This window comes from Micromonospora craterilacus (assembly GCF_003236315.1).
GTDB lineage: Bacteria > Actinomycetota > Actinomycetes > Mycobacteriales > Micromonosporaceae > Micromonospora > Micromonospora craterilacus.
In genome coordinates this window covers 1-17371 of sequence record NZ_POTY01000153.1, presented here as the reverse complement: position 1 = coordinate 17371, position 17371 = coordinate 1, and the positions used below count along the sequence as shown (strand labels likewise).

The 17371-nt window shown below is 72.6% G+C and carries 17 protein-coding genes and 2 pseudogenes; 12 read left to right on the top strand and 7 right to left on the bottom strand.

Features of this window, described 5'->3' with window-relative positions:
- The 3 genes and pseudogenes from C1I95_RS22170 to C1I95_RS22155 all read right to left on the bottom strand — a co-directional run.
- The coding region (locus C1I95_RS22170; protein WP_146605791.1) for an FAD-dependent oxidoreductase at window positions 1–435 on the bottom strand (435 nt) is incomplete at its 3' end.
- A gap of 121 nt (window positions 436–556) precedes the next feature.
- On the bottom strand, window positions 557–949 hold the full coding sequence (locus C1I95_RS22165) for an SCO5389 family protein (RefSeq protein WP_111216237.1): 393 nt from the start codon (window positions 947–949) through the stop codon (window positions 557–559).
- Window positions 950–1363: 414 nt separating this feature from the next.
- Window positions 1364–1510 (bottom strand): annotated as a pseudogene (locus C1I95_RS22155) (DUF397 domain-containing protein); the annotation flags it as partial.
- A gap of 272 nt (window positions 1511–1782) precedes the next feature.
- Between C1I95_RS22155 and C1I95_RS22150 the strand changes: the two are divergent.
- The 8 genes from C1I95_RS22150 to C1I95_RS22120 all read left to right on the top strand — a co-directional run bounded on the left by C1I95_RS22150 (window position 1783) and on the right by C1I95_RS22120 (window position 8596).
- Entirely contained in the window at window positions 1783–2601 is an 819-nt protein-coding gene (locus C1I95_RS22150; RefSeq protein WP_111216232.1) for a PrsW family intramembrane metalloprotease, read from the top strand.
- Window positions 2602–2739: 138 nt separating this feature from the next.
- Window positions 2740–2898: a hypothetical protein gene (locus tag C1I95_RS35340; protein ID WP_158566445.1), complete on the top strand. Its 159-nt coding sequence runs from the start codon at window positions 2740–2742 to the stop codon at window positions 2896–2898.
- A 242-nt stretch (window positions 2899–3140) separates the two neighbouring features.
- Window positions 3141–4136 (top strand): SRPBCC family protein, encoded by a 996-nt coding sequence (locus tag C1I95_RS22145; RefSeq protein ID WP_111216230.1) that lies wholly within the window; start codon window positions 3141–3143, stop codon window positions 4134–4136.
- Window positions 4133–5308 (top strand): zinc-dependent alcohol dehydrogenase, encoded by a 1176-nt coding sequence (locus tag C1I95_RS22140; protein WP_111216245.1) that lies wholly within the window; start codon window positions 4133–4135, stop codon window positions 5306–5308. Before C1I95_RS22145 ends, C1I95_RS22140 begins: the two co-directional genes overlap by 4 nt.
- Before the next feature lie 36 nt (window positions 5309–5344).
- The gene (locus tag C1I95_RS22135; protein WP_111216243.1) at window positions 5345–6931 is read left to right on the top strand and encodes a nucleotidyl transferase AbiEii/AbiGii toxin family protein; all 1587 of its coding nucleotides are present in this window, start codon (window positions 5345–5347) and stop codon (window positions 6929–6931) included.
- A 117-nt stretch (window positions 6932–7048) separates the two neighbouring features.
- On the top strand, window positions 7049–7672 hold the full coding sequence (locus C1I95_RS22130) for a class I SAM-dependent methyltransferase (protein ID WP_233513803.1): 624 nt from the start codon (window positions 7049–7051) through the stop codon (window positions 7670–7672).
- A gap of 64 nt (window positions 7673–7736) precedes the next feature.
- Entirely contained in the window at window positions 7737–8099 is a 363-nt protein-coding gene (locus tag C1I95_RS22125; protein ID WP_111216226.1) for a metalloregulator ArsR/SmtB family transcription factor, read from the top strand.
- Entirely contained in the window at window positions 8096–8596 is a 501-nt protein-coding gene (locus C1I95_RS22120) for an SRPBCC family protein (protein ID WP_111216224.1), read from the top strand. Before C1I95_RS22125 ends, C1I95_RS22120 begins: the two co-directional genes overlap by 4 nt.
- A 53-nt stretch (window positions 8597–8649) precedes the next feature.
- Here C1I95_RS22120 and C1I95_RS22115 read toward each other — a convergent pair whose 3' ends face one another.
- The 4 genes from C1I95_RS22115 to C1I95_RS22100 form a co-directional block, all read right to left on the bottom strand.
- On the bottom strand, window positions 8650–11310 hold the full coding sequence (locus tag C1I95_RS22115) for a DUF6493 family protein (RefSeq protein WP_233513802.1): 2661 nt from the start codon (window positions 11308–11310) through the stop codon (window positions 8650–8652).
- Entirely contained in the window at window positions 11307–12644 is a 1338-nt protein-coding gene (locus C1I95_RS22110) for an SWIM zinc finger family protein (RefSeq protein ID WP_111216221.1), read from the bottom strand. The genes C1I95_RS22115 and C1I95_RS22110 overlap by 4 nt, the downstream gene beginning before the upstream one ends.
- A 132-nt stretch (window positions 12645–12776) precedes the next feature.
- Window positions 12777–14000 carry a multidrug effflux MFS transporter gene (locus C1I95_RS22105; protein ID WP_111216239.1) on the bottom strand — a complete coding sequence of 408 codons (1224 nt, stop codon included), beginning with the start codon at window positions 13998–14000 and terminating at the stop codon, window positions 12777–12779.
- A gap of 234 nt (window positions 14001–14234) precedes the next feature.
- Complete coding sequence (locus C1I95_RS22100) at window positions 14235–14588, bottom strand: winged helix-turn-helix transcriptional regulator (RefSeq protein WP_111216219.1); 354 nt, start codon at window positions 14586–14588, stop codon at window positions 14235–14237.
- Between the two features lie 88 nt (window positions 14589–14676).
- On the opposite strand from C1I95_RS22100, the gene C1I95_RS22095 reads away from it, so the two are divergent.
- The 4 genes and pseudogenes from C1I95_RS22095 to C1I95_RS22080 form a co-directional block, all read left to right on the top strand.
- Window positions 14677–15606 carry an NAD(P)-dependent oxidoreductase gene (locus C1I95_RS22095; protein WP_233513801.1) on the top strand — a complete coding sequence of 310 codons (930 nt, stop codon included), beginning with the start codon at window positions 14677–14679 and terminating at the stop codon, window positions 15604–15606.
- 227 nt (window positions 15607–15833) lie between these two features.
- A complete protein-coding gene (locus tag C1I95_RS22090; protein ID WP_111216215.1) occupies window positions 15834–16484 on the top strand; it encodes a hypothetical protein in 651 nt (216 codons plus the stop codon).
- A gap of 138 nt (window positions 16485–16622) precedes the next feature.
- Window positions 16623–17138 carry a sigma-70 family RNA polymerase sigma factor gene (locus C1I95_RS22085; RefSeq protein WP_111216212.1) on the top strand — a complete coding sequence of 172 codons (516 nt, stop codon included), beginning with the start codon at window positions 16623–16625 and terminating at the stop codon, window positions 17136–17138.
- Window positions 17128–17371 (top strand): annotated as a pseudogene (locus tag C1I95_RS22080) (RICIN domain-containing protein); the annotation flags it as partial. The gene C1I95_RS22085 and the pseudogene C1I95_RS22080, both read left to right, overlap by 11 nt.

Below are 17371 nucleotides of genomic sequence, written 5' to 3'. Positions count from 1 at the left end.
ACCCGCGGCGATGATGGCCTTGTCGAAGGTGACCTTGGACTCGCGGCCGGAACCTCCGTCGACCCAGACCGCGTGCGCGTCGGCGAACCGCCCGGTGCCGGTGATCATCGCGACCCGGTTGCGGGCCAGCTGGTTGCGGATCACGTCGGTCTGCCGGTTGATCACGTGCTGGGTGCGGGCGGCCAGGTCGCTGACCGTGATCTCCTCCTTGACCCGGTAGCTGCTGCCGTACAGGTCCCGTTGGCTCAGGCCGGTCAGGTAGAGCACGGCCTCCCGCAGGGTCTTGGACGGCACGGTGCCGGTGTTGATGCACACCCCGCCGATCATGTCCCGCCGGTCCACGATGCCGACCCGCCGGCCGAGCTTGGCGGCGGCGATCGCGGCCTTCTGCCCGCTGGGTCCGGAGCCCAGCACCAACACGTCGTAGTCGTACACGCCGATAGGGTCGCAAGATGTCGCGCTCCGCGCCAGGGTCGGTCAGGCACCGCGGTCCTCGACGACACCGCCGGCAACCCCGATCCAGATCGCGGTGCCGGCGGCGTGATCCCCGGGCGGATCAGCAGTTAAGCAGCTCGGGGGACTGGTTGAGCAACTGGCCGCGGATGGACACGAACCGGCGGTAGGTGTCGGAGTCGACGGCGGAGGGCCGGAACGCCGCCACCCGGTGGCAGTTCTGGAAGGCCAGCCGAACGCCGAAGTGGCGCTCCAGGCTGGACCGGATGGCGTCGCTGGCCAGCGCGCGCAACAACTGGCCCCGCTCCGCCTCACCGGGCGGAGGTACCTCGTTGTCGGCGAACTCGGCGTCGGACGACTCCAGCGCCGCCGCCACCCGGCTGACGGTCTGCCAGGCGTACGGCAACGATTCGCGTACGCAGGCCACGAACTCCTCGTCGGCGACGGACCCGGACTCGGCGGCGCGCAGCAGGCTCGACGGCACGGTGAGAGACATGTTTCTCCTCGGATCGTTAACGAACACGGTTGTCATTACCGATGTGCCTGAGTGCATCACGTCACCGACCGTGATGTCAACATCCCTGCCCGTGTCTTCTGCCGGCCGGTGGCCAGCCAGGCGCCCCACGGCTCGACAGCCGACAGCCGGCCGAAACCGCTGGCCGGTCAGCCGGCCGAGCGCGGCGCCCTCTCCGCCCACCAAACTCAACGCCGGACGACCGGGCGGGGACGTACCCGGGGGTCACCAACGGCCGGCGCGCCGACCAGCTCGTCCGTGAGCGGCAGACCGCCGCGGCGTGGAAGTCAATCTTGGACAGTTACCGTCAGCGCGTAACGGTAACTGTCCAAGATTGACTGTCCCTGAACGCTGCACCGGCTCTTCCGGTTGCGGCCAGGCCGTTGTGTGGTTGGCTCATGGATCTTGAGAGTTGACGGAGCTGCGCCAGCCCTCGGCGTCGAGGGCAAGGATCGGGCCGCTCCGGTCCTTGCGGTCTCGGACGGCGGCCCCGTTGTGCAGTTCGGCCACCTCGACGCAGTTGGCTCCGCTCGACCCGCTGCGGCTGGACCTGCGTCACTGGGAGTGCCGAACTTCTCCTGATCGAGGCCGGCGGCAAGTCCGCAGTCGGCGGATCTGTGCGCGGATCATCCTCTCCGGCGGGTGGGCGTCACGGACCCGCTGGGCCAGCAGGAAACGCCAGCATGCACGGCGCGGGATGGCCTCCGTTGGCCTCAGGTGTCCGCTCTGGGGCGGGTGTGACTTCTGAGGATGGTGGCCGTCTGATCGGAACGTAACGGCCCGACGGGAGGGGGTGACGTTGCGATACTCGCTGCATGGCAACCGTCGGACGGCGGTGGGCGTGGCTCGTGGTGCTGCTCGTCGGCATCGCGCTCTACCTGCTGGTGCTCCTCGCTCTGGTCGTGACCCGGAACATCATCTTCTTGCTGTTGCTGATCGTGCTCGGTGCGTCCATCGCGCCGGCCGCGTTCCTCACCTTCGCGCAGGCTCGCTCCGGCGGGTGGCGGGTCCCCGGTTCGATCGTGACCGTGGCGGCCGTCTTCGGCGGCGTGATCGGCGTCGTCGCCGCGGGCGGGCTCGAGTACGACACGCTGCGCCGGCTCGGCGTGCTGCCGATCGTGTACGTCGGGCTGATCGAGGAGGCGGCGAAGCTGGTCGTACCGGCGGTGATCCTGCTGCTGTGGCGCCGGCGGCCCCGATCCCCGAGCGACGGCCTGGTGATCGGGGTGGCGTCCGGTGCCGGCTTCGCGGCGCTCGAAACCATGGGGTACGCGCTCCGGGCGCTGGTCGTGTCGAAGGGCAGCCTCGGCGCCGTCGAGGAGGTGCTGCTGTTCCGGGGCCTGACCGCACCCGCCGCGCACCTGTCCTGGACCGGGGTGACCGCCGCGGCGATGTTCGCCCTGGCCGCCGCGCCCAGCGCCCGCCGGTGGCTGCTGTTCGTGGTCACGTACCTGGGCGCGGTGATCCTGCATGTCGGCTGGGATGCCTTCAACGCACCCCTGGCGTACGTGGTCATCGGGGTGGTGTCGCTCGGCTGGGTGCTGCTGGAGCTTCACCATTACCGCCGGTCGGCTCCACGATCGCCCGCGACAGACGCAGCCGTCACCGGACCCTATGGCGACGTTTCGCCCTAGCTGTCACCTTCCGCCTCAGTCGGACGAGTCGGTCCAGCTCCACCGCGCTCCGGCGGCCGGTCGAGGCGGTTTGCCGTACCTCGGGCCGGGAATCCAACGTCCGCGCGGACACGCCGCCGACTGTACGGGGAGGTCGACATGGGTGACCGGGAGAAGCTGCACGAGCTGCGGCAGCAGGCGCACAGTGCGGGCATCGAGGGTAACTCCAAGATGAGCGAGGACCAGCTGCGCGAGGCGTTGCGAAGGGTCGGCAAGGGCGAGCAGCCCCAGATGGCCAAGCAACAGGCCAAGCGCTGACCCGTCGCCGTCGGCGCCGGCACCACGGTGCTGGCGCCGACGGCTGCGTGCCGTCCGCCCGTACCCCATCACGGCCGGCGCTTGCCGGAACGCAGGTCGGCCTCCTACCCCGAGCGTGCCCACTGCGGCGCTCGGGGGATTTTCGCGTGATCACGCGATTTCCGGGAAGACGCGCCCCGCCGCCAAGTCGACGGGGGTGCGCTGGCACCTGCGGTGGCACCACAGATGAAGGAGTGACGGGCATGAGCCGACGTAGCACGACGGGCGTCCGGTCGGTGACGGATTCCCTGGGTATCGAGCGGGCGAGCCAGACCACGGGGGTAGATGGGGTGGCCCGTTTCCTGGGCTGGCTCAGTCTCGGCCTCGGCGTGGCCTCCCTCGGCGCTGGGCCCCGGGCCAGCCGGCTGTGCGGGGTGGACGACTCCCGGGCGGCCCGGACCGTGCTGCGGATCGCCGGCCTCCGGGAACTGGGGCACGCCGCGACGCTGCTGATTCCCCGCCGCGCCGGGTGGGGTGCGTGGACCCGGGTCGCCGGGGACGCCGTCGACCTGACCGCGTTGGCGGTGGCCCTGCGTTCCCGCCGGGGGCCGCGGCGGCGGCGCCTGGTGCTCGCCACCTCGGCGGTGGCCGGCCTCACCGCGATGGACCTGTACGCGGCACTGCGTGCGACGGGCCGACCCCGGATGCCGGCGGCTGAGCGGATCACCGCGTCGGTGACGGTCAACCGCAGTGTCGAGGACACCTACCGGTACTGGCACGACTTCTACAACCTGCCGCGTTTCATGTACCACCTCCAGTCCGTGCGGCGGAGCGGGGACGGGCGGACCCGCTGGGCGGCGAAGGCCCCGGCCGGCCGAACCGTCGAGTGGGAGGCGGAGATCGTGGCGGACCGGCCCAACCAGCTGATCGCCTGGCAGTCGGTCGACGGATCGCCGGTGCCGAACTCCGGGCGGGTGGAGTTCCGGCGCGCCGCCGGTGGGCGGGGCACGGAGGTGCGGGTGGAACTCGAGGTCACCCCGCCCGGCCGCAAGGTGGGCGCCCTGGTCGCGCGGGCCTTCGGCGAGGACCCGCAGCAGCAGGTCCGCGACGACCTGCGGCGGTTCAAGCAGGTCATCGAGACCGGCGAGATCACCCGGTCGGACGGCAGCCCCGACGGCATCAGCGTGCAGCAACAGCTGAGGCAGCGCCCCGGGCGGCCACCGGCGACCCGGGTCGAGTGGCCGGTGGCGAGCCGATGAGGGCGAACTGCTGGATCGCACCCAACCGGGTCGCCGTCGAGGACGTGCCCGACCCGCAGATCGTCAACCCGCGGGACGCGATCGTCCGGGTCACCTCGTCGGCGATCTGCGGCTCGGACCTGCACCTCCTCGACGGATTCAGTCCCGCGATGCGCCGGGGCGACGTGCTCGGCCACGAGTTCATGGGCGAGATCGTGGAGCTGGGCCCCGGCGTACGCGACGGGTTCCGCGTCGGCGACCGAGTGGTCGTCGGCTTCCCGATCGCCTGCGGCGACTGCGCCTCCTGCCAGCGCGGGCTGTACTCCCTGTGCGAGAACTCGAACCCGAACGCGGGGATCGCCGAGCTGGCCATGGGGCACTCTCCGGCCGGCATCTACGGCTACTCGCACCTGCTCGGCGGGTACGCGGGCGGACAGGCTCAGTACGTCCGGGTGCCCTTCGCCGACGTGGGTGCCCTGAAGGTCGACGACGACCTCTCCGACGAGCAGGTGCTGTTCCTGTCCGACGTGCTGCCCACCGGCTATATGGCCGCCGAGCTGTGCGACATCACCCCGGGTGACACCGTCGCCGTCTGGGGTGCCGGGCCGGTCGGCCAGTTCGCCGCGGTCAGCGCCTTCCTGCTCGGCGCGGAAAGGGTGATCGTCATCGACCGTTACCCGTACCGGCTGCGGATGGCCGGGGAGAAGGCCGGCGCGGAGACCATCAACTACGAGGAGACCGACGTCCTCGACGCGTTGCGGGAGACGACCGCCGGGCGTGGTCCGGACGCCTGCATCGACGCCGCCGGCATGGAGAGCCATCACGCCTCGGCCGCGCTGTACGCGTACGACCGGGTCAAGCAGGCGGCGAGGTTGGAGACCGACCGGCCGCACGCCCTGCGGGAGGCGATCCTGAGCTGCCGCAACGGTGGAACCATCGCCGCGATCGGCGCCTACGGCGGCTTCATCGACAAGTTCCCGATGGGGTCGTTCATGAACCGGTCGCTGACCATGCGCTCCGGGCAGGCGCACGTGCAGCGCTACATGCGACCGCTGCTGGACCGCATCCGCCGGGGACAGCTCGACCCGAGCTTCATCATCACCCACACCATGCGGCTGGACGACGCGGCGGAGGGCTACGACATCTTCAAGAACAAGCAGGACGAGTGCATGAAGGTGGTCCTGAAACCCTGATCATCCGGTCCCGGGACTGCTCGTACAGTGAGCGGCGTGTCCGGGAAGACCTTCACGAACGATGTCAGTGGCGATTTCGAGGTGCACGTCACCGTCCACTCCGGGTACGCCGGGGAGTTGGCGGGCTTCGCCGAGGAACACGGGCTGAAGTACACCCACGTGGTGCTGGACCGGGGGCAGACGTCGTCGCAGCCGATGCTGACCCTCACCGGATCCGGTTCCCTCGACCAGCAGCGCGGCGCCGCCGAGCGGTGGGCGCAGAAGCTTCGCGCCGCCGGAATCCCCGTCGCCCGGGTCAAGATCGAGGCAGCGCCGTGGTGTGACGGAGTGCCGGTCACCGACCTGGACGCGGCCCGTCAACCGAGCGACCGCTACTTCGAACACCACGTCAAGCTCCTGCTGCCCGCCGGGGTGTCCACCCTGGTGGCGGTGACCGAGGTCGCCGAGCGGCACGAGGCCCGGTTGTCGCGCAACGCCCGCCGCGTCCGGGACGACGGTCGGCGGGAGCGGTTCGTCACCCAGCGGTGCCACCGGGTCGGACGCACCACCGCTCGGGCCCGGCTCGACGAACTCGTCGCCGCCCTGCGCGACGCCGGCCAGGAGATCGTCGCCGTCGAGCAGGAGTACGTCGTGTCCGACGACCGGATCGAACTCGACGAGGGCTGGCTGACCCAACCCGAGGACAAGCCGGACAGCTGGACCCTGAAACGGGAGAGCCAGGCCCGCAAGGCACCCGCCGGCAAGCCCGGCTACCCCGCCACCTACAAGCCGCTGCCGGGCCGGCCCGGGGTACGGCAACGGGCCGCGTTCGACCCGGCCGTCAAGCAGTACGACAACGCCTACCGGGCGGGCGAGCCGGTCTTTTCCGACGCCGACACCGGCCAACGGTGGCGTGCCGCCCGCCGCGCCGCCATGCGCCACCTGATCAAAGTGGTCGCCGACACCCGCTGGGCCGAGCACCTGGTGCTGCGCGGCAGCGTCACGATGGCCGCCTGGCTCGGCGCCGCCGCGCGGGAACCGGGTGACGTCGACTTCGTCGTACTGCCGTTCTCGATGTACATCCACAGCGACGAGGCCCGGGCCATGCTGGCGGGCGTCCTGCAGGCGCTGCGCGACCGGCCCGGCGCCGGGCTCGCCCCCGACCTGGTGCAGACCACCGACATCTGGACGTACGAACGCGCCGACGGGCGGCGGCTGGTCATCCCGTTCGGCACCGACGACGGGCTGACCGGATCCGTGCAGGCCGACTTCGTCTTCAACGAGCATCTGCCCCTCGAACCCGTCACGGTCGAGTTGGACGGCGTCGAGGTGAAGGCGGCCAGCCCGGCGTTGTCGCTGGCCTGGAAGCTGATGTGGCTCGCCACCGACATTTACCCGCAGGGCAAGGACCTGTACGACGCGGTGCTCCTCGCCGAACACACCACGGTGGACCTGGAACTCGTGCGTGAGCTGCTCCGGCCGGAGCTGGGCGCCGAGGCCGACGACTTCACCGCCGCATCGGCGCTCGACTGGCGCATCGACTGGCGCAACTTCGCCGACGAGTACCCGGGTGTGCTCGGCGACGCCAAGACCTGGCAGCGCCGGCTGGCCCGCGTACTCGACCGGGGCTTCACGACCACCTGATCGCTGGCGACCAGTGGATGCGCGCGGACCGGAAGTTGGGTCGAGCGTGGCACGATGGGGCCCGCGCGGGGCTGCGGGACCCGGGCGGAGGCGGACCGGGAGGATCGGGGGACCCAGGTGCCACGACGCGCGCGACTCATCCACTACTGGGACGACCGGGCCGCCGGCTACGAGCAGAAGACGGCCACGATGGAGCGTCGGTTGCTCGCCGACAGCCGCCGCTGGGTGTGCCAGCGAGCCACCGGCGCCACCCTCGAACTGGCCGTCGGCACCGGGCTGAACCTTTCGCACTATCCCGATGACGTGCAGGTCATCGGTGTCGACTGGAGCCCGGAGATGGTGCGGGTCGCGGCCCGGCGGGCCAGCAGGTCGGGCCGACGGGTCGCGCTCGCCCGGGCCGATGCCGCGGCGCTGCCCTTCGCCGACGACCAGTTCGACACCGTGCTGTGCACCTTCAGCCTGTGCTGCGTGCCCGACGAACGGGCCGCCCTCACCGAAGCGGTCCGGGTGCTACGGCCCGGCGGCAGCCTGCTGCTGGCCGACCACATCGTCGCGTCCCACCCGGTCGTCCGCGCCGTCCAGCACGTCGCCGAGCTGGTGAGCATCCCGTTGCAGGGCGAGCACTACACCCGGCGCCCGCTGCATACCGTCCGGCGACTCGGCCTCGAGACGGTCGACACGCAACGTCTGACGTACGGCGCCATCGAACGCGTCCACGCCCGCAAGCCCGCCCGCCACTGAACCCGGCGCCTCCTCGGCCCGCATACGGTCGGCAAACACGTAACTCATCGGTTACGCTTATCCGGTGGACGAGGTAACTGCCGCCATCGCGGACCCGGTCCGTCGGCGCATCCTCGAGCTGTTGCGGGAGCGCCGGCTGCCGGCCGGTCAGATCGCCGACCAGTTCGAGATCAGTCGCCCGGCGATCAGCCGCCACCTGCGCGTGCTCCGCGCCAGTGGCCTGGTGCGCGACACCGTGGTCGGCCGGCAGCGGCTGTACGAGCTGGACCCGACCCGGTTCGCCGACCTGATCCGGTGGCTGACGCAGTTCACCCCGGCCGACGCCTGGGAGCGCCGGTTCGACGCCCTGGAGACCGAGGTCTACCGCGCCCGCCGCGACCGCCGCACCGGCGGCGCACCCTACGCCGCGAAGGAGCGATCCGCGTGACACACAAACCAACCGGGCAACTGTTCGGCGCCGGCGGCGGGGGTGACCTGGCCGTCACCCGCACCTTCCGGGCTCCCGCCGAGGACGTCTGGGCCAGCCTGACCGAGCCGGGGCGCACGGCACGTTGGTTCGGCCCCTGGGAAGGCGCGGCGGCGCCCGGCGCCAGCATCCGGGTGCAGATGGCCTTCGAGGAGGGAACGCCCTGGTCGGAGGTGCGGATCGACGCATGCGAGCCGCCCCGGCGGCTGGCCCTGTCGATGCGCGACGAGTCCGGCGACTGGCGGATGGAACTGCTGCTGACCGAGCGCGGCGACCGGACCGAGTTGCGCTTCGTCCACCACCTGGACGACGTCCGGGGCATCGGCGAGGTCGGGCCCGGCTGGGAGTACTACCTCGATCGTCTGGTGGCGGCCCGCGAGGACGCGCCGATGCCGTCGTTCGACGACTACTACCCGGCGATGAAGGCGTACTTCGAGGGGCTACGGGCGACGAGGTGAACCACCGCACCGGGCGCGGGATCGGCCACGACCGGCCCCGCGCCCGGGCACGGTCACCGCGTGGCCAGCGCGTGGTGCAGGCGGCGCGCCTCGGTGACCAGCCGACTCGCCCCGCCCCGCCCGGCGACCTCGGCCAGCCCGGGCACCTCGATCCGTACACCGGTGGCGGTGGCCGTCTCGGTGGCCAGGGTCAGCAGGTCCGGTACGCCCCGCGGCGCGGTGGGCGCGGTGAGCAGCGCCGGCAGCGCGGCGGCCAGCAACCGCCACACGGTCAGCGGCGCGCCCGCCGCTGCGGCGTCGCGCAGCGGCTCGACCGCCCGGGACAGCTTCACCAACCCCCCGGCGACCAGCGTCCCCAACCGCTCGCCGGTGCCCGTCGCGTCGAGCTGGCCGGCGGCGGCGAGCGCGAGCAGGGCGTCCAGGGTGGCGACCCGGTCCGCGCCGTGCCGGGCGCCGAGACCGTACGCCACCGCCAGGTCGAGCGCCACCCCACCCGGGCCGGTGGCCTCGGCGAGCAACGGCAACACCGCGGTGCCGTCGCGCTGGTCCATGTCCGCGGTGCCGGCCACCATCGGCAGCACGTACGCGGCGACCACGCCCCGGTGCCCAGGCAGGATCGACGGCCACAGGTTCGCCCAGCCGGAGTGCTCCATCCCGATCGGCGCCGGGTCGGCGGTGAGCAGCCCGTACCGGTCGTGGTACCCCTCCGGTGGGCGCAACTCGACCAGGCTCCGCTGGGCCGGCAGTTGGTCGAACTCCCAGTCGTAGCCGGACCGACGCGGTCGCCGGTTGACCGGGGTGGCCCGCATGACCGGCTGCGGCAGCCCCCCGTCGCGCAGCCAGGCGGCGAGTCGGTCCCCGGCCGGCGTACCGAGCGCCGCCGCCTTGCCGGCCACCGCCTCGTCGGTGTCGGCGGGCAGCCGCAGCAGTGCCTGGGTGAGATCCCAGGTCCCCGGCGTGTGCTCGCCCAGCGCGGCCAGCCGCTCCACCAGGGCGAGCGGGTCGAGCGCCCCGTTGCCGGAGGTCGGGGCGGAGAGCAGGCCGGCCAGCCCCGGCTCGCCGAAGCGGATGCCGATCTCGGCGAGCCGGGCACGCAGCAGGCGGTGCGCCGGCGGCATCCGGGGATCGGTGGTGGTCAGTTCCGGCGTCGACCGGGTCGGGTCGACGCGGCGTACGGCGGCGAGCAGTGCCTCCCAGCGGCTGCGCCGCCGAGGATGCCGGTCGACGACGGACCGGAACAGGTCGACCACCACGCCGCACAAGCACATCGGCTGGTAGCTGTGCTCGTTCCCCCAGGACCAGTGTCGCCGCTCGATGATCGGACCCAGGGCGTCGGCGACCCGGTTGCTGTCGCTGGCGGCGAGCCGGACCAGCCCGTCGAGGATCCGCTCCAGCCCGGTGCCCGGCGACGGCGTGCCGAACAGCGCGGCGACCTCCTCGGCCAGCTCGTCCACCTCGGTGATCGGAGCTGGCGCCGGCTGGGGCGCCGGTGGCGGGGGCAGGTCGTCGCCGCGCGGTCGGCTGACCACCGGGCCGGGATCGGCCGGTGCCGGGTCGAAGCCGTGCCGGGCGGCCAGGGTGGTTGCCCGGTCCCGCAGCTCGACGGCGGGATGCTCGGCGGCGACCGCGATCACCTCGGCGATCTCGGCGGCCCGGTCCCGGTGCTGGCGGGCCAGCCGGTCGAGCCAGGTGAGCTGGCCCCGGACCAGCGCCTTGTCGGGCCGCGCCAGCACCTGGCGGGAGGCGTCGAGGACCGCCGCCAACTCCAGCTCGGGCAGCTCCCGCAGCGCCTTCTGCGCCATTGTGGCCACCGGGGCGGGCGCGTCGGTGAGCAGGCGTAGGTAGTCGGTGCTGCGGGCGGCGATCTCGGCGGTGGTCGGCTGGAGCAGGCCGAGCAGGGTGGTGAAGGCGCGCAGCGCGCCGGGCCGGTCGCCGCGCAGCAGCCGGCCGATCGAGCCGTCGAGCAGCAGCACCCGGTCGACCACCCCGTCGGCGGAGAGCCGGGCCAGCGCGGTCAGCAGGGCGTGCCGCTCCCGGTTCTCCCAGTCCCGGTACACGACGTCGAACATCATCGGGGCACCGAGACCGTCCACCTCGAACAGCCGGGGCAGCATGGCCGGCAGGAACGGGTCGCCGCGCAGCCGGTCGACCACGGGCACCGGTCGGCCCCGGCGAAACCGGTCCGGGAACTCCACCGCGTTCAGCCACAGCTGCACGGACCGATCGTCGGTCGGTGGCTCGGCGCCCTCGGCGTGCAGCAGCGCGGCCACGAACTGCCATCGGTCGACCCAGGTATCCCGGTTGAACCTTCCGGCCAGCCGCTGGGCCAGGTCGCCGAGCCAGGTGACCTCCCGCTCCGCGGCGACGCCGCGGACCAGCTCGGCCGCCCGGACGCCGTCCAGGTCGACCGAGCCGCGGCCGAGGATCGCCGCCGCCTGTGCGGCGGTGGGCAGGCAGCCGACCACGGCCACCGCCAGCGCGGTGCCGGTGCCGGAACCCCACCAGGTCTCCCGGTCGCGCTTCTTGAACCAGGCGGTCAGCTCCACGCCGATCTCCCGGCGGCGCTGCTCGGGCAGCCCGGCCAGGGCCGCCGCGATCGGATCGGCGGAGCCCTTCGACACCAGGTCGAACAGGTCGCTCGTGCCACCGGCGGCCAGCTCCCGCTGGCGCCGCACGGTGCTCATCATGATGGCGAGTTGCTTTGCCGGCTTCACACCCGCTCCTCGACCTGATTGGTGACCAGCATCCGGACGGCCAGGGCATGCCGGCACGGCCCCCGCTGCCCGCGGTGCTTGGCCCACCAGGGACAGGTGCAGGTGAGGCCGCCGTCGGGCAGCTCGCGGACCCGGTACACCTCGTCGCCGCTGCGCACCGTGGCGGTCGTGCCGTCCCGCTCGACCGCCCCGGCGTCGAGCAGCGCCCGCGCGCCGACCAGACGCGGATTGTCCCGCTCCGCCCGGCCCGCGTCGTACGGCATGACCCGGTGGAAGTACGCCGCCTCGGCCACGTCGTAGCCGACCCGGCCGGCGGTGCCGAGCTGCGCCAGTGCGCCCCGGACCCGCCCCGCGTCGATGCCGGCCTGGCCGGCCAGCCGGTCCACGTCGATGGTCGGGTCCCAGGACAGCAGCGCGGAGATCAGGTCGGCGTCGTCGACCACATCGTCGCCGGCCAGCGCGGTGAGCGCGGCGCCCTCGCCGGAGAAGCCCCGGTACGGCTCGGGGGAGAGGGTGAGGGACAGCCGGAGCGCCCCGGTGTCCAGCTCCCAGACGCTCGGCACCGGGGCGGAACCGGGAGCCACGGTCGGCCCGTACACCCGCAGGGCCTTCGCGAAGCGCAACATCGGGCGCAGCGCGGTCAGCCGGCTCGCGCCGGACAGGCAGACCGCCCCGGCGACCGGCCGGGAGGTCAACCGCAGGGACCGGCCGGCGGGTACCACCCAGAGCACCGACCGGTCGTTGCCGGCCGGCAGCCGGCGCAGGAACGCCGCCGCCTCGGCCGCCGGCAGCTCGGCCCGGGGCTCGAACCGGGCGGCCAGCACCTGCACCTCGGCGAAGCCGCGCAGCCAGCGTACGGGCAGCGGAACCTTCTTCTCCACCACCTCGCCGTCCATTGTGGACACTGTCAGGTCGTCGGGGCCGACCGACAGGTGCAGCGGGTCGAGGCCGCCGACCCGGGTCAGCGCCTCGCGCAGCGGAGTGTTGACGTCGACGTTGGTGGTGCCGTGTTCGACCACGTCACCGTCGAGCCCGGCCGGCAGCGCGTCCAGCCGGGCGTACACCCCGCAGCAGCCGGAGAAGGACTCGAAGCGGAGCCGGTCCCGGCTGCCGGTGACCACCGGGTCGAGGCTGGCCGGGCTGATCGGCCGGTGGTAGCGGGTGCGGGCCACCTCGGCCACGGCCAGCAGGCCGACCGCGGCGGCCTGCGGCGTGGTGAGGAAGCCGGTGAAGAATCGGGGATTCGGCGCCGGCCCGCCGCTGGTCTGGAGGGCGAGCGAGCCCTGGCCGAGCGCGGAGGAGGCGAGATAGCGGTACGTCTGCACTGCGTTCACGCCGCCGGACGGTAGAGCACCCCACCGACATTGCCGACCCGCGCCACCGTGGACCTGCGCCGACGAGCCTCGCGGCACGCCGTCGCCGTGGCTCTGCTCTTCGGTGTGCCGCCACGGCGACGGCATGTGCGGTCAGTGGGCGGCGACGACCACCGGCTCCGGCTCCGGCGGGGCGAGCCGGGCCGGCCGCACCACGAGGTGCAGCACGACCAGCGCCGAGACCAGGCCACCGGCCACCACCAGGGCCATCGCCACCGCCCCGGTGCCCAGCATGCCCACCAGGGGCGCGGCCAGCGCGCCGATGCCGAACTGCGCCGCGCCGAGCAGGGCGGAGGCGGTACCGGCCGCCTCGCCGTGCCGGGTCAGGGCCAGGGCGGGGGCGTTCGGCAGCGCCAGGCCCGCCGCGGCGAGCACCAGCCACAGCGCGGCGAGCAGGGCCGGTAGCCCGCCGAGCCCGGTCGCGGCGAACCCGAGCAGCGCCAGGCCGGCGGCCGACCCCACCAGCAGGGCGGCCGCCAGGATCCGCTGCGGGGAGTAGCGGCGCAGCAGCCGGACGTTGGCCTGGGTCGCCGCGATCAGGCCGACCGCTCCGGCGCCGAAGGCCAGCCCGAACTGCTGCTCGTCGAGCCCGTACTGCCCCTGCAGGACGAACGAGGACCCGCCGACGTAGGCGAAGATCGCGGCCATCGCCAGCCCGGCGACCAGCACCAGCCCGACGAAGGTGCGGTCGCGCAGCAGCGAACCGTAGAGCCGGGCCGTGGGCAGCACCCCACCGCGCTGGCGTCGCGCCGGCGGCAGCGTCTCCTGAAGGCCGAGCACGGCGATCAGCATGAGCAGCACGCCGAAGACGGCCAGTGCCGCGAACACCCCGCGCCACTGCGTCCACCGCAGCAGCTCACTGCCGAGGGTCGGGGCGAGGACCGGGGCGGCTCCCATCACCAGCAGCAGCCGGGAGAGCAACTGGGCGAAGGCCGCGCCGCTGAACAGGTCGCGTACCACGGCCATGGCGATCACGCTGGCCGCGGCGGCGCCGAGCCCCTGGACGACCCGCAGCCCGCCGAGCACCACGATGTTCGGCGCGAGGGCGCAGCAGACCGAGGCCACCACGTGCAGCGCGGTGCCCGCGATCAGCGGTGTGCGCCGGCCCACGGCGTCCGACAGCGGGCCGATCAGCAACTGGCCCAGGGCGAGCCCGACCAGCGTGCCGGTGAGGGTCAACTGGACCGCCGCCGAGCTGGTGGCGAAGTCGTCGACGATCGCGGGAAGCGCCGGCAGGTACATGTCGATGGTCAGCGGTCCCACCGCGATCAGCGAGCCGAGGACGAGGATGAGCCGCAAGCGTTGCCGGCGGCTCATCAGATCACCCGGCATCAGCGCCGCCGTCGGTGCGGCGGTTGTCGATGCGGCGGTCACCGGGACCGCTCCGAGTGATCCGGGCGTGGCAGGGCAGGCAGTCGTGCGATGGTCACATCTGGCTCCAACCCGGAGCCGGCGGGCTGATTCCCGGTCCGCGGATAGGTAACGCAGCTCACAACCGCCGAGGGCGGTCAACCGGCCGTGCCGTCCGGCGCTGCCGATCGGGCGCCCCGCCTAGACACCCGACTGTTCGATGGTGAGGCGCTCCCGACGGGCGGTGCCCCACGCGCCCAGCGGGCCGAGGGCCTCGTTGAGGGACGTGCCGTCTTCGGTGAGGGAGTACTCGACTCGTGGCGGGACTTCGCGATACACCTCACGGTGGACCAGCCCGTCCTCTTCCATCTCGCGCAGGTGCTGGATGAGCATCTTCTCGCTGACGCCGGGCAGACCGCGCCGCAGCTCACCGAAGCGGCGCGCGCCGTAGTTGTTCAGCTCCCACAGGATGAGCGATTTCCACTTTCCCGACACCACGTCCATGGCGGCGTCGATGCCGCAGACGTACGGCCCGCGCCTCGCACCTGCTGCCATCGAATCCTCCCGAGATACCTGGCCACGCCCAATACTTACCACGAGGTGAGTACCGAACAAATTAGTAGGTACTTGTCCGAAGGGAGGTGTGGGCGAAGCATTGCGAGCGGCACGCCAGTACGAACCATTGGACGAAGCGAAGGAAGATGTGATGGCCAGCACCACGTTCCTCGGACTGGGCGCAATGGGCTGCGCGCTCGCGATGGCTGCACTCGACGCCGAGAGACCCGTCGTTGTCTGGAACCGCACATCGCATCGAGCGCAGCGCCTCGGCGAGCACGGTGCCGCGGTGGCCGCCACCGTCGAGCAGGCCGTCACAGGTGACGGCGTGATCGTCGCGTGCCTGTTCGACCACCGATCGGTGCACGACGTACTCGATCCCGTGGCCGCGCGCCTGTCCGGTCGTACCCTCGTCAACCTCACGACCACGACGCCCAACCAGGCCCGCGAACTTGCCACCTGGGCAGCCACGCACGGCATCGACTACCTCGACGGCGCCATCATGGCCGTCCCGGCGATGATCGGCGGTCCCGGATCCGCTCTCCTCTACAGCGGCTCGGCAACCGCCTTCGAGCAGCACCGGAGCCTGCTCGACGGATGGGGTGAAAGCAGCTACTTCGGGACCGACGCCGGCCTGGCCTCGCTCTACGACCTGGCGATCCTCGCCGGTATGTACACGATGTTCGCCGGCTTCACGCACGGCGCGGCGATGGTCGGATCGGAAGGGGTGTCCGCCACGGAGTTCGCTACCCGGGCAGCGCCGTTCCTCGCCGCCATGACCGGGTCCTTCGCGGACACCGCCGCCATCATCGACGCCAGGAATTACGCGGGCGACGGCCAGCAGAGCCTGGAGTTCACCCAGGGCGCCCTCGACACGATCGTGCAGGCGAGCATCGACCAGGGCATGAACGCCGAGGTGCTGCGCCCCGTGCACGACCTCGTCCGCCGGCAGATCGCCGCCGGGCACGGCGCGCAGGGCTTCGACCGGATCTTCGAGGAACTGAGGATCACCCGATGACCGCCAGCGCCGACCTCAGCCCGGTAACGGTGATCGGCCTCGGGAGCCGGTGCCCGCTCCGGTGATCGGAACCCCTGACGCCTACGTCCGCCGCGCGCCAGGAAAGTTGTGGCGTGCCGGTGAAACCACCGCCCGGCTCCACGCGTCATCCGGCTGTATCGACCGAGGACCTCGGGCCGGCAGGACGGGCCCGTGGCCGCGGCAGCTGCAGGAGGGTGGGGAGAACGGTGTTGGTGGGTAGATGGCTGGCCGGTGTGGGGCTGGTGGCGCTGGCCGGTGCCGCCGTGGGGGTGTACGGCGTGGCGTCGGCGTCCGAGCGTGACGTTCCGGCGGTCGGACGGGGGGTCGGACCGGCGGTCGGGCCGGCGACGGTCGTGACGACGGAGACGCCCGGTGCCGCGAAGCAGGGCACCAAGGCCACGGATCCGGTCCTTTCCGGCAAGCGCCGGGTCACGATCGTACGGGTCGGCGCGTTCGAGTCGGGGCTGTCGCTGCTCGACGGCGGGCGGCTGGCCGAGGTGGACGACGACCGGGGCCGGCAGGTGTTCGTGCCGACCCCGTTGGGCAAGCAGGAGTTCCTGATCAAGTCGTACTACGGCGGCGGCACCGGGCAGCCGGTCTGCTGGCAGGCTTACAACCCGGGTAACGCGCAGCCGTTGGTGGTGCGGGGCGCCACCTGCCGGGCCGGCGACCCGCGCCAGCGGTTCGTGATCGCTCCGGCTGCCGGCGGCGGTGCCCGGGAGTTCGTGATCAGCAACCAGTGGGCGTACCTGCGGACCTCCGCGCGATCGGGCCTGATCCTGGAGGAGTTGGGCGACGCGCCGCCGGCGAGTAGCTTCCGGTTCAACGACACCGGCCCGGCACCCCGGCGCGGGTGACGCCCCGGTGGCGGCCCCGGCCGACGGACACTCGGGTCGGGGCCGCCACCGGCGTCGCGACGGGATGCGGCCCGGCATCAGTCGCCGCATCCTGTAGTCATGACCACGATCGACCAGTCCGGGTGGAGACAATGATCGATGCGCGACGCTGAGGAGTTCGACGCCTTCTACTCCGCGTCCGCCCAGCGGGTGCTGGGGCACCTGTACGCGATGATCGGCAGCCGGGCGGAGGCCGAGGACGCGGTGGCGGAGGCGTACGCCCGGGCCTGGGACCGCTGGGCGTCGGTACGGGAGTGCGACAGCCCGGAGGCCTGGGTACGCAGCGTGGCGTACCGGGTGGCGGTGAGCGCCTGGCGCAAGGCGGTCAACCGGCTCAGCGCCCACCGCCGGCACCTCGCCGAGCAGCACGTCGAGGCGACCACGGTCGACCACGTCGCGGTGGTGGCCGCGCTGCGGCGCATCCCCGCCGAGCAACGCCGGGTCGTGGTCCTGCATCACCTGGTCGGTCTCAGCGTGGCCGAGATCGCGACGGAGGTCGGCGCCAACCCGAACACGGTCAAGACGCGGCTCGCCCGGGGACGCAGAGCGCTCGCCGCGCACCTGGCCGACGACGAGTACCAGAGCACAGGCGGGGGGAGGAGCCATGACGTCTGACCGGAATCTCGACGACGCGCTGCGGGCGGTGGCCCGGCACGGAGGGCGGGGAATGGTTCACAACGCGACCGAGATCCGGCGCCGTGGCGACACCCGTCGTCGGCGTCGCCACGTCGCCGCGGTCGCCGCCGGTGCCGTCCTGGTCGGTGCGCTCGGCGCGGGTGCGGTGGTGATCCGCCTCGCCGGGGCGCCGCACACCATACCGGTCGGCCCGGCCGACCCGACCCCGATCC